Raw genomic sequence first — 13,650 nt, 5'->3', positions numbered from 1 at the left:
TCATGTAGTAGCATTATTAAATGCATAAATATTTATATTGCAGCTGTATGCCCTTTTGTGTGATATTGTAGAGGAAAAGGCATATTGATGTTTGGATAAAGATTGTGAAATCGAAAATGAGCTCTTGTCGGAACTCGTTTTCTTTTTGTTTTTTCGAAGTCACAGCGGAATTTCTGATTTTGCAAAAAACTAATATTGTCTTAATGAGGGGTGAATGAGTTGACAGGTCATTTAGTTCAGTATGGTCAACATCGTCAGCGTAGAAGTTTCGCGCGAATCAAAGAAGTACTCGATCTGCCGAATTTGATTGAAATTCAAACGGCATCTTACGAGTGGTTCTTAGAAGAGGGGTTACGTGAAATGTTCCGGGATATTTCGCCTATCCAGGATTTCACAGGTAACTTATCTTTGGAATTTATCGATTACAAACTGGGTGAACCAAAATATCCAGTAGACGAATCAAAAGAGCGCGATGTGACATATGCCGCACCACTTCGTGTAAAAGTACGTCTTCATAACCAAGAAACTGGCGATGTGAAGGAACAAGACGTTTTCATGGGAGATTTCCCACTTATGACGGAAAACGGAACATTCATTATAAACGGAGCAGAGCGTGTTATCGTTTCACAGCTCGTTCGTTCGCCAAGTGTTTACTATAATGATAAGACGGACAAAAATGGTAAGCGTGGATTTGGCGCTACTGTTATTCCGAATCGTGGAGCGTGGCTGGAATATGAAACAGATGCAAAAGACGTAGTACATGTCCGTATCGACCGTACTCGTAAGTTGCCAATCACTGTTTTATTGCGTGCGTTAGGCTTCTCTACTGATCAAGAAATCATCGACTTAATCGGTGATAATGAGTATTTACGGAACTCATTGGAAAAAGATAATACCGAGACTTCAGAAAAAGCGATGCTTGAAATTTATGAGCGACTTCGTCCAGGTGAACCACCAACACTAGACAGCGCAAGAAGTCTTTTGTATTCACGTTTCTTCGATCCGAAGCGCTATGATTTGGCGAATGTCGGTCGTTATAAAATGAATAAGAAGCTTCACTTGCAAAATCGACTGTTCAATCAAACAGCTGCTGAGACACTTGTCGATCCTGAAACAGGTGAGATTTTAGTGGAGAAAGATCAGCTGATCGACCGACGTACATTGGATAAATTACTACCGTTTTTATCTCAAGGTATCAATACTGAGTCGATCGAACATGTAGGGTCTATATTGGAAGAGCCAATGGTGATTCAAACGCTAAAGATTTACGCGCCGAAAAGTGAAGAAAAACAAGTAATAAATGTTATTTCTAATGCGGAAGTAGACGAGTCTATTAAACATATTACCCCGTCTGATATCGTTGCTTCTATTAGCTATTTCTTTAATCTTTTGCATGGTGTAGGACACACGGATGATATTGACCATCTTGGTAATCGCCGTTTGCGTTCTGTTGGTGAATTGCTTCAAAACCAATTCCGTATCGGTCTTTCCCGTATGGAACGTGTAGTTAAAGAGAGAATGTCCATCAACGACACGCAATCTATAGTGCCTCAGCAACTGATTAATATTCGTCCTGTTATTGCATCAATTAAAGAGTTTTTCGGAAGCTCACAGCTTTCTCAGTTTATGGACCAAACAAATCCATTGGCTGAATTGACACATAAGCGTCGTCTATCTGCACTAGGACCTGGTGGTTTGACTCGTGAACGAGCAGGTATGGAAGTTCGTGACGTTCACTACTCTCACTATGGTCGTATGTGTCCGATTGAAACGCCAGAGGGACCGAACATTGGTCTAATTAACTCGTTGTCTACATTTGCGAAAGTGAATCGATTTGGTTTCATTGAGACGCCTTATCGTAAAGTAGATCCTGAAACGAATCGTGTTACTTCGCAAATCGATTATCTAACAGCAGATATTGAAGATAACTATGTAGTGGCACAGGCAAACGCGCTGCTTGAAGAAGACGGATCCTTTACTAATGAAGGCGTGGTAGGACGTTTCCAAGGGGATAACACTGTATTCCGCCGCGAACAAATGGACTATATGGACGTCTCACCTAAGCAAGTTGTGTCGGCAGCTACTGCATGTATTCCATTCTTAGAAAATGATGACTCTAACCGTGCGCTAATGGGTGCAAACATGCAACGTCAAGCGGTTCCTTTATTAAATCCTGAAGCACCTCTTGTTGGTACGGGTATGGAACATATTTCTGCACGTGATTCAGGAGCAGCAGTTGTTTCTAAATACCACGGTATCGTAGAACACGTAGAAGCGAAGGAGATTCGTATTCGTCGTATTGAAGAAGTAGGCGGTAAAGAAGTCAAGGGCGACCTTGTTGTTTGTCGTTTATCTAAATTCATTCGTTCGAACCAAGGGACTTGCTATAACCAACGTCCGATTGTGAAAGTTGGCGATCGTGTAAAGCCGCTTGATATTCTCGCAGACGGACCGTCGATGGAACAGGGAGAACTTGCACTCGGTCGTAACGTTCTAACTGCATTCATGACATGGGATGGCTATAACTATGAAGATGCGATTATCATGAGTGAACGTCTGGTAAAAGATGATGTATTCACATCTGTTCATATTGAAGAGTATGAGTCGGAAGCACGTGATACAAAGCTTGGGCCAGAGGAAATCACGCGTGATATTCCAAATGTCGGAGAAGACGCTTTGCGCAACTTGGACGACAGAGGAATTATCCGTATCGGTGCAGAGGTTCGCGATGGCGATATCTTGGTCGGTAAAGTAACGCCTAAGGGAGTTACGGAATTGACTGCCGAAGAACGTCTTCTGCACGCAATCTTTGGGGAAAAAGCACGCGAAGTTCGCGATACATCATTACGTGTACCTCACGGGGCAGGCGGAATCGTTCTGGACGTTAAAGTCTTTAACCGTGAAGATGGCGATGAGTTATCTCCAGGAGTTAACCAGTTAGTGCGTGTATATATCGTACAGAAACGTAAAATCTCTGTCGGAGATAAGATGGCAGGACGCCACGGTAACAAAGGTGTTATTTCTCGGATCTTACCCGAGTCGGAAATGCCGTTCTTGCCAGACGGTACACCGATCGATGTCATGTTGAATCCACTTGGTGTTCCATCACGTATGAATATCGGACAGGTCCTTGAAATGCATCTCGGTATGGCTGCACGTAGTCTAGGTATTCACACTGCTTCTCCTGTATTTGACGGTGCGAACGAGGAAGATGTTTGGAACACAATGGAAGAAGCTGGTATGAACCGTGACGGTAAAACCATGTTGTACGATGGCCGTTCAGGTGAACCATTTGATAACCGCGTGTCAGTCGGCGTTATGTACTTGATTAAACTTGCCCACATGGTAGACGATAAGTTGCACGCGCGTTCTACTGGACCATACTCACTCGTTACACAGCAACCACTTGGTGGTAAAGCCCAATTCGGTGGACAACGTTTCGGGGAGATGGAAGTATGGGCACTAGAAGCTTATGGTGCTGCTTATACATTGCAAGAAATCTTAACAGTCAAATCTGATGACGTCGTAGGTCGTGTGAAAACATATGAAGCGATTGTCAAAGGGGATAGCGTTCCTCAACCAGGAGTACCTGAATCATTTAAAGTACTAATCAAAGAGCTTCAAAGTTTAGGGTTAGACGTGAAAATGTTGACGGAAGAATTTGAGGAAATTGAGCTGCGAGATCTAGATGATGAAGAAGATTTGCAACCAACTGACGCATTGAACTTGATGAAAGAAGATCAACCGATCGCCTAAACTAAAAGCGAAAAGCGCCGTTTAGCCTCGACAGCCGCTGGAAGGGTAGCAGTGAAAGGGACATTTTCCTTTCGAAGGCATCCTGAAACGACCCGAGAAGCTGGCACTTATAGCTAGATGTCACCTAAAGCGAAAAACATTGATCTGAAATATAAAAAACGAACAAAAACGAATAGAAGAGGGCTTCGAGCACCCTCTTCTATTCTATTCAGTAAGATGAACGTCTTACGTGAATGCACTACTACAAGTTAAGTTGACTGATAAGCCATTATGGCGATTAGACTAAAGGGAGGTTGGCTCCTTGATAGATGTTAATAATTTTGAGTATATGAAAATTGGCCTTGCTTCACCTGACAAGATTCGTTCTTGGTCTTATGGAGAAGTGAAAAAACCTGAAACTATTAATTACCGTACACTAAAACCGGAGAAAGACGGATTGTTCTGCGAGAGAATATTCGGTCCAACGAAAGACTGGGAATGTCACTGCGGTAAATACAAACGAGTTCGTTACAAGGGTGTCGTTTGTGACCGTTGTGGAGTAGAAGTAACGCGCCAAAAAGTACGTCGTGAACGAATGGGTCACATCGAGCTTGCGGCACCTGTCACGCACATTTGGTACTTCAAAGGGATTCCTAGCCGTATGGGCTTAATTCTGGACATGACACCGCGTGCGTTGGAGGAGATTATTTACTTCGCGTCTTACGTAGTTGTCGAACCGGCAGATACACCACTTGAGCGCAAGCAATTGCTCTCTGAAAAAGAATACCGTCTATACCGTGAAAAGTATGGTTCTAAATTCCAAGCTGCAATGGGTGCAGAAGCAATCGAGCAACTACTTCGTGCAATTGACTTGGATAAAGAAACGGATTCATTAAAAGAAGAGTTGAAAACAGTACAAGGTCAGCGTCGTACGCGTGCAATCCGACGTCTAGAAGTTGTAGAATCATTCCGAAACTCTGGAAATCGACCGGAATGGATGGTGTTGGAAGTACTACCTGTCATTCCTCCTGAATTGCGTCCGATGGTCCAGCTAGATGGTGGACGTTTTGCAACATCTGATTTAAATGATCTTTATCGTAGGGTTATTAACCGGAATAACCGCCTAAAGCGACTATTGGATCTGGGAGCGCCTGGTATTATCGTTCAGAACGAGAAGCGTATGCTTCAAGAAGCAGTAGATGCACTTGTAGACAATGGCCGTCGTGGAAGACCTGTAACAGGTCCAGGTAACCGACCATTGAAATCCCTTTCTCATATGCTAAAAGGTAAGCAAGGGCGTTTCCGTCAAAACTTACTTGGTAAACGTGTAGACTACTCTGGCCGTTCGGTTATCGTAGTAGGTCCTAACTTAAAAATGTACCAATGTGGTCTGCCTAAGGAAATGGCGATCGAGCTATTTAAGCCGTTTGTCATGAAAGAGTTAGTAGAACGCAACTTGGCGCATAACATTAAGAGTGCGAAACGAAAGATTGAACGCCTTCATTCTGAAGTATGGGATGTACTGGAAGACGTCATAAAAGAACACCCAGTACTTCTTAACCGGGCACCGACGCTTCACCGTCTAGGTATCCAAGCATTCGAACCGATACTGGTTGAAGGACGCGCTATTACGTTGCACCCGCTCGTATGTACAGCTTATAACGCTGACTTTGATGGTGACCAAATGGCTGTTCACGTACCGCTATCTGCTGAAGCGCAAGCTGAGGCGCGCCTATTGATGCTGGCTGCTCAAAACATTTTGAATCCAAAAGACGGGAAGCCAGTCGTTACTCCTTCACAGGATATGGTTCTTGGAAACTATTACTTAACAGTCGAGCGTAAAAACGCAGCTGGAGAAGGTTCTGTGTTCAGTGATCCAAATGAAGCGTTAATCGCTTATCAAACAGGGCACGTTCACTTGCATTCCCGCATCGCGGTTCAGGCTGGCAGTATTAACAATCCAACATTTACAGATAAACAAAATAGTCAGCTATTGCTAACGACGGTGGGTAAAATTATTTTCAACGAGATTCTACCGGAAACGTTCCCGTACATCAACGAACCGACGAATGAAAACTTACAAGTGGAGACGCCTGAGAAGTACTTCATCGACGGTACAGTTAATGTAAAGGAACACTTGCAAGAAGCAGAACTGATCACACCATTTAAAAAAGCAATCCTTGGGGAAATTATCGCGGAAATCTTCCGTCGCTTCCACATTACAGAAACTTCTAGAATGTTGGATAGAATGAAAAACCTAGGATTTAAATATTCTACTCGCGCTGGCATCACGATTGGTATTTCCGATATTGTGGTTTTACCGAATAAAGCAGAAATACTTAATGAAGCGCAAGAAAAAGTTGATAAAGTAACGCAACAGTTCCGACGTGGTTTAATTACCGAAGAAGAACGATATGATCGTGTCATCTCTTATTGGAGCCATGCGAAAGATGTGATCCAGAATAAGCTAATGGATTCATTGGATATTGAAAACCCAATCTTCATGATGAGTGACTCTGGAGCTCGTGGTAACGCATCAAACTTTACACAGCTAGCTGGTATGCGTGGACTAATGGCCAACCCGGCTGGACGGATTATTGAACTTCCGATCAAGTCTTCTTTCCGTGAAGGTCTGACGGTACTCGAGTACTTTATCTCGACACACGGTGCGCGTAAAGGTCTTGCTGATACAGCATTGAAGACTGCCGACTCAGGATACTTGACTCGTCGTCTCGTAGATGTAGCGCAAGATGTCATTGTTCGTGAAGAAGATTGCGGAACCGATCGTGGTCTGGCAATCACAGCATTAACCGAAGGAAATGAAATGATCGAAACATTGTTCGAGCGGATTGAAGGTCGACACACGAAGAAGACGATCAAGCATCCTGAAACAGGTGAAGTCATTCTTGCGAAAAACGGATTGATCACTGCAGATATAGCTAACGTAGTAATTCAAGCAGGCATTGAAGAAGTGACAATTCGTTCGGCATTTACTTGTAATACAAAACACGGCGTATGTAAAAAATGTTACGGTATCAACTTAGCTACTGGTGAAACGGTAGAAGTAGGAGAAGCAGTGGGAATCATTGCGGCACAATCTATCGGAGAACCAGGAACGCAGTTAACGATGCGTACATTCCACACAGGTGGAGTAGCCGGAGACGATATTACACAAGGTCTTCCACGTATTCAGGAGATTTTCGAATCCCGGAATCCGAAAGGTGTAGCGGTTATTTCTGAGATTGCAGGTACTGTAGTTGAAATTGATGAAATTCGCGAAGGTATGAAAGAAATCACTATTGAAGGTGAAGTGGAAACACGTAAATATCCTACGTTGTACAATGCGCGTTTAAGCGTAGAAGTTGGCGATGTGGTTGAACGTGGACAAACTATTACCGAAGGTTCTATTGATCCTAAACAATTAATCGTAATAAAGGACGTTTCAACTGTACAAGAGTATCTGTTGAAAGAAGTTCAAAAAGTTTACCGAATGCAAGGTGTAGAGATTGGTGATAAGCACGTTGAAGTAATGGTACGTCAAATGCTTCGTAAAGTTCGAGTAATTGAAGCGGGAGATACTGATCTTCTTCCAGGTTCATTACTGGATATCCACCAATTCTCTGAAGCGAACGCAAAAGTGTTGTTAGCAGGCAAAGTTCCGGCTACTTCACGTCCGGTTATTCTCGGAATTACGAAAGCTTCACTTGAAACTGAGTCATTCTTGTCGGCCGCATCGTTCCAGGAAACAACAAGAGTTCTTACGGATGCAGCGATTAAAGGTAAGACAGATGAGTTGCTAGGACTGAAAGAAAACGTCATTATTGGTAAGTTGGTCCCTGCAGGTACTGGAATGCAGAGATACCGCCAAATTACAATGGAACGTGATGAAGTAGAAGAAACTATTACAGCTGAATAAAAATAAACGGGACATCGTTCCCGTTTATTTCTTAAATTTGTTGACAAGTCATTCTAGAAATGATAATATACAAAAGGTTGATAGTTGTTGACCGTTAACTTTTCAGAAAGAAAAAATGTTCTTTTGAATAAGTGCAAGGCGATAAGCAATCATCATTATAAAATAACAGTAAGCAGAGATCTCTGGAGTTACTGTCACCCGTTTTTGTGTGTGCACGCACAAGAACTTTGTTTTTACTTAAAAATGAACCACCTGGGTGTGTGGTATTATAAAAAACTCGGAAGGAGGAACAACCTGATGCCTACAATTAATCAATTAGTCCGCAAACCTCGTAAATCGAAGTCGGAAAACTCTAAGTCACCGGCTCTAGGAAAAAGCTACAACAGCTTTAAAAAGTCTATGACTGACGTGAACTCACCACAAAAAAGAGGTGTTTGTACACGTGTTGGTACTATGACTCCTAAGAAGCCGAACTCGGCACTACGTAAGTATGCTCGTGTTCGTTTAACTAATACATTAGAAGTAAACGCATATATTCCAGGTGAAGGCCACAACTTGCAAGAACACAGTGTGGTACTAATCCGTGGAGGACGCGTAAAAGACTTACCGGGTGTTCGTTACCATATCGTACGTGGCGCACTTGATACAGCTGGAGTTACTGGCCGTATGCAAAGCCGTTCAATGTATGGAGCTAAAAAGCCTAAAGTTAAGAAGTAATACAAAACTAACAATATTGAAAGGAGGAACTAATTATGCCTCGTAAAGGTCCTGTTACAAAACGTGATGTACTACCTGATCCGATTTATAATTCCAAGCTTGTAAGCCGCCTTATCAACAAAATGATGGTAGACGGTAAAAAAGGTACTTCTCAAAAGATTCTTTATGGAGCGTTCGAAATTGTTAAAGAACGTTCTGGACAAGAGCCACTCGAAGTATTCGAAGCAGCTTTAAATAATGTAATGCCAGTTCTTGAAGTGCGCGCTCGCCGTGTAGGTGGAGCTAACTATCAAGTACCGGTTGAAGTACGCCCTGAACGTCGTTCTACTCTAGGCCTTCGTTACCTTGTAAACTATTCACGTACACGTGGGGAGAAAACAATGGAAGAACGTCTAGCGAACGAAATTCTTGATGCATCAAACAACACAGGTGCTTCTGTTAAACGCCGTGAAGAAATGCATAAAATGGCTGAAGCCAACAGAGCATTCGCTCACTATCGCTGGTAAGGTCGGATAAACAATAGCAGTAATCCGAAACGGAAGGAGATTACAAAATGGCTAGAGAGTTCTCACTAGAGAATACTCGTAACATTGGTATCATGGCTCACATTGACGCTGGTAAGACAACGACAACAGAGCGGATCCTTTTTTACACAGGTAAAATCCACAAGATTGGTGAAACGCACGAAGGTGCATCACAAATGGACTGGATGGAGCAAGAGCAAGAACGTGGAATCACGATTACTTCTGCTGCAACAACAGCAGCATGGAAAGGTCACCGCGTAAACATCATCGATACACCGGGACACGTAGACTTCACAGTTGAAGTTGAACGTTCACTTCGTGTGTTGGATGGTGCTGTAGCAGTACTTGATGCACAATCAGGTGTAGAACCACAAACAGAGACAGTTTGGCGCCAGGCGACAAACTATAAAGTACCACGTCTCGTATTCGTAAACAAAATGGATAAAACAGGTGCTGATTTCCTTTATTCAGTAGGTACACTACGTGAACGCCTACAAGCGAATGCACACCCTATCCAATTGCCAATTGGTGCGGAAGATAACTTCTCAGGAATTATCGACTTAATCGAAATGAAGGCAACTATGTATGGAAATGATCTAGGAACAGATATTACAGAGGAAGAAATTCCTGCTGAACATCTTGAACTAGCTAAAAAATACCGTGAGAGCCTAATTGAAGCTATTGTAGATTTCGATGAAGATCTTATGGAAAAATATCTTGGCGGCGAGGAACTTACAACAGAAGAAATTACAACAGCTATTCGTAAAGCTACGTTGGCAGTCGAATTCTACCCTGTTGTTTGTGGTACTGCTTTCAAAAACAAAGGTGTACAACTAGTACTAGATGCGGTAGTAGACTATCTACCATCACCACTTGATGTACCACCAATGATGGGCTTTAACCCCGAAACTGAAGAAGATGAAGTGCGTGAGTCAACTGATGAAGCACCATTCTCTGCTTTAGCATTTAAAGTCATGACGGATCCTTACGTAGGGAAGCTTACATTCTTCCGTATCTACTCAGGAGTTCTTCAGGCGGGTTCTTATGTAACAAACTCTACAAAAGGCAAGCGCGAACGCGTAGGACGTATCCTACAAATGCACGCTAACAGCCGTGAAGAGATTTCTGAAGTACACGCGGGTGAAATTGCTGCTGCTGTTGGTTTGAAAGATACAACTACTGGAGACACACTATGTGACGAGAAACAATTGATCATTCTTGAATCAATGGAATTCCCTGAGCCGGTTATCTCTGTAGCAATCGAACCAAAAACAAAAGCGGACCAAGATAAAATGGGCCAAGCCCTTGGTAAGTTACAAGAAGAGGATCCAACATTCCGTGCGCATACAGATCAGGAAACAGGAGAAGTAATCATCGCGGGTATGGGTGAACTTCACTTGGATATTATCGTCGACCGTCTACGTCGTGAATTTAAAGTGGAAGCAAACGTGGGTGCACCACAAGTATCTTACCGCGAAACATTCCGTCAGTCAGCTGAAGTCGAAGGTAAATTTGTTCGCCAATCAGGTGGACGTGGACAGTTTGGTCACGTATGGATCGAATTTGGTCCAAACGAAGAAGGAAAAGGATTCGAATTCGTGAATAATATTGTGGGTGGATCTGTTCCTCGTGAATACATCCCAGCAGTTGAAGCAGGAGTTCGTGATTCATTAGATAACGGTATTTTGGCTGGATATCCTTTAATCGATGTCAAAGCACGCCTGTTTGACGGATCTTACCATGACGTTGACTCCAACGAGATGGCATTTAAGGTCGCTGCGTCAATGGCTTTGAAAAATGCTGCATCAAAATGTGATCCTGTAATTCTTGAACCAACAATGAGAGTAGAAGTTATCATTCCGGAAGAATACATGGGCGATATCATGGGTGACATTACATCACGCCGTGGCCGTGTAGAAGGTATGGAAGCTCGTGGTAACGCACAAGTAGTTCGTGCAATGGTTCCACTTGCTGAAATGTTCGGTTATGCAACATCTCTACGTTCAAACACGCAAGGACGAGGAGTGTTCTCAATGGTGTTTGATCACTATGAAGAACTTCCAAAATCTATCGCTGAAGAAGTAATCAAGAAAAACAAAGGTGAATAATACAGTTCATCCTTGTTTCCTATAAGTAATACTTGTAAGATATGGATAGTCGAGGGGACGCTTTCGGCTTCCATGCTAAAAAAACTAAACTTGTTCAAATTAAGGGAGGACCTCTAAAATGGCTAAAGAAAAATTCGACCGCTCCAAGGAGCACGCAAACGTAGGAACAATTGGTCACGTTGACCATGGTAAAACAACTTTGACTGCTGCAATCGCAACAGTTCTTTCTAAAGCACAAGGTGGAGAAGCAAAGTCATACGCTGACGTTGATAACGCACCTGAAGAAAAAGAGCGTGGAATTACAATCAGTACTTCACACGTAGAGTACGAAACTGATAAGCGTCACTACGCACACGTTGACTGCCCAGGTCACGCTGACTATGTTAAAAACATGATCACTGGTGCTGCGCAAATGGACGGCGGAATCCTAGTAGTATCTGCTGCTGATGGCCCGATGCCACAAACTCGTGAGCACATCCTTCTTTCTCGTCAAGTAGGTGTTCCTTACCTAGTTGTCTTCATGAACAAATGTGACATGGTAGATGACGAAGAACTACTTGAATTAGTAGAGATGGAAATTCGCGAACTTCTTTCTGAGTATGACTTCCCTGGTGATGATATTCCAGTAATCAAAGGTTCAGCTCTAAAAGCTCTTGAAGGTGAGCCTGAGTGGGAAGAAAAAATCATCGAACTTATGCAAGCTGTAGATGACTATATCCCAACTCCAACACGTGATACTGAAAAGCCATTCATGATGCCAGTTGAGGATGTATTCTCAATCACAGGCCGTGGTACAGTAGCAACAGGACGTGTTGAGCGTGGAGTAGTTAAAGTCGGAGATGTTGTTGACATCATCGGTCTTGCTGAAGAACCAAAATCTACAACTGTAACAGGTGTAGAGATGTTCCGTAAACTTCTTGACTATGCAGAAGCTGGCGACAACATCGGAGCTCTTCTTCGTGGTGTTGCTCGTGAAGATATCGAACGTGGACAAGTTCTTGCTAAGCCAGGAACAATCACTCCACACACTCAGTTCAAATCTGAAGTTTATGTTCTATCAAAAGAAGAAGGTGGACGTCACACTCCATTTTTCTCAAACTACCGTCCTCAGTTCTACTTCCGTACAACTGACGTAACAGGTATCATTCAACTTCCTGAAGGCGTAGAAATGGTTATGCCTGGAGATAACGTTGAAATGACAGTTGAACTTATTTCTCCTATCGCGATTGAAGAAGGTACTAAATTCTCAATCCGTGAAGGTGGACGTACAGTTGGAGCTGGCGTTGTAGCAACAATCACAAAATAATTTTTTGATCCCGCCTTTAAGGCGGGATTTTTTTGTTTTCAGTAATACCAAAGTCAGTAACGTATATCCGAGCGTATCCCGAGCCACTGTACAGAGAAATGTAAATGGGATTCTATAAACGACCTTCAAATCACGTGCAAATTGCAAGAAAAGGTGGTAGGATAGTAAACGGATTAAAAGTTAAACTAATTTCTTCAAAAGGGTTGCGCAAACCTTTTATATTATGTATAATGTTGAATGTTGGTCTTTGACTGCGATGAAGCGAGAGGTTACCGATACACCCGGCCGCTTTGCCATGGCGCGTGTAAGGAAAATTTTCGTGGAGAATTGTCTAGAAAATAGGCGAAAGGGAGGGAAAGTAATGGCAAAACAAAAGATTCGTATTAGATTGAAAGCTTACGATCACAGAATGATCGATCAGTCAGCTGAAAAGATTGTTGAAACGGCTAAACGTTCTGGAGCTAGTGTTTCAGGTCCAATTCCGTTGCCAACTGAAAGATCAGTTTACACGGTATTGCGTTCTGTTCACGTATATAAAGATTCACGTGAGCAATTTGAAATGCGTACTCACAAACGTTTAATCGATATCGTGAATCCAACACCACAAACGGTGGATGCACTTATGAAGCTTGATTTACCATCAGGCGTCGACATCGAAATTAAACTATAAAACATAAAAAACAAACAATATTACAGGAGGTGTGACTAATGACCAAAGGAATCTTAGGAAGAAAAGTCGGAATGACGCAAGTATTTGCTGAAAACGGCGATCTAATCCCAGTAACAGTGATTGAAGCTGCTCCAAACGTTGTACTTCAAAAGAAGACAATCGAAACAGACGGCTACGAGTCAATCCAAATAGGATTTGATGATAAACGTGAAAAGCTTTCAAACAAGCCTGAGCAAGGCCACGTAGCAAAAGCTAACACGGCACCTAAGCGCTTCATTCGCGAAGTTCGCGGAGCTGACGTTAGTGCATACGAAGTTGGTCAGGAAGTCAAAGTCGATACGTTCGCAGAAGGCGAAGTAGTAGACATTACAGGAGTTTCAAAAGGTAAAGGATTCCAAGGTGTTATTAAGCGCCACGGTTACTCACGTGGACCAATGACTCACGGATCACGTTTCCACCGCGCACCAGGTTCACTTGGAGCAGTCGATGCACAACGCGTATTCAAAGGAAAGAAATTACCTGGACGTACTGGTGGCAAAACAGTAACGATCCAAAACGTTGAAATCGTTCGAGTTGACGCTGAGCGCAACTTGTTATTAGTAAAAGGTAACGTTCCTGGCGCTCGTAAATCACTTGTACAAGTGAAAAGTGCTATCAAAGGAAACTGAGTAAAA

At 42.8% G+C, this 13,650-nt stretch carries 8 protein-coding genes; all 8 read left to right on the top strand.

Annotated elements, in window-relative coordinates:
* Window positions 1–210: 210 nt before the first annotated feature.
* The 8 genes from rpoB to rplC all read left to right on the top strand — a co-directional run bounded on the left by rpoB (window position 211) and on the right by rplC (window position 13,644).
* Window positions 211–3,756: a DNA-directed RNA polymerase subunit beta gene (gene rpoB / locus CSV61_RS05075; RefSeq protein WP_199173589.1), complete on the top strand. Its 3,546-nt coding sequence runs from the start codon at window positions 211–213 to the stop codon at window positions 3,754–3,756.
* A 301-nt stretch (window positions 3,757–4,057) separates the two neighbouring features.
* Window positions 4,058–7,651 carry a DNA-directed RNA polymerase subunit beta' gene (gene rpoC / locus CSV61_RS05070; protein WP_099638311.1) on the top strand — a complete coding sequence of 1,198 codons (3,594 nt, stop codon included), beginning with the start codon at window positions 4,058–4,060 and terminating at the stop codon, window positions 7,649–7,651.
* Window positions 7,652–7,948: 297 nt separating this feature from the next.
* Window positions 7,949–8,368 carry a 30S ribosomal protein S12 gene (gene rpsL, locus CSV61_RS05065; RefSeq protein ID WP_083034263.1) on the top strand — a complete coding sequence of 140 codons (420 nt, stop codon included), beginning with the start codon at window positions 7,949–7,951 and terminating at the stop codon, window positions 8,366–8,368.
* A 35-nt stretch (window positions 8,369–8,403) separates the two neighbouring features.
* On the top strand, window positions 8,404–8,874 hold the full coding sequence (rpsG, locus tag CSV61_RS05060; protein WP_083034262.1) for a 30S ribosomal protein S7: 471 nt from the start codon (window positions 8,404–8,406) through the stop codon (window positions 8,872–8,874).
* A gap of 47 nt (window positions 8,875–8,921) precedes the next feature.
* Window positions 8,922–11,000, top strand: coding sequence for an elongation factor G (gene fusA, locus CSV61_RS05055; protein WP_083034261.1), 2,079 nt, complete (start codon window positions 8,922–8,924; stop codon window positions 10,998–11,000).
* Between the two features lie 118 nt (window positions 11,001–11,118).
* Window positions 11,119–12,306 carry an elongation factor Tu gene (tuf, locus tag CSV61_RS05050; protein WP_029053279.1) on the top strand — a complete coding sequence of 396 codons (1,188 nt, stop codon included), beginning with the start codon at window positions 11,119–11,121 and terminating at the stop codon, window positions 12,304–12,306.
* Between the two features lie 361 nt (window positions 12,307–12,667).
* The gene (rpsJ, locus tag CSV61_RS05045) at window positions 12,668–12,976 is read left to right on the top strand and encodes a 30S ribosomal protein S10 (protein WP_029053278.1); all 309 of its coding nucleotides are present in this window, start codon (window positions 12,668–12,670) and stop codon (window positions 12,974–12,976) included.
* A gap of 38 nt (window positions 12,977–13,014) precedes the next feature.
* Window positions 13,015–13,644 (top strand): 50S ribosomal protein L3, encoded by a 630-nt coding sequence (gene rplC / locus CSV61_RS05040; RefSeq protein ID WP_083034259.1) that lies wholly within the window; start codon window positions 13,015–13,017, stop codon window positions 13,642–13,644.
* The last annotated feature ends 6 nt before the right edge of the window (window positions 13,645–13,650 follow it).

It is taken from the genome of Sporosarcina sp. P3 (genome assembly GCF_002743415.1).
Taxonomy (GTDB): Bacteria; Bacillota; Bacilli; order Bacillales_A; family Planococcaceae; genus Sporosarcina; species Sporosarcina ureae_A.
This window is presented reverse-complemented; position numbering and strand designations above follow the sequence as displayed.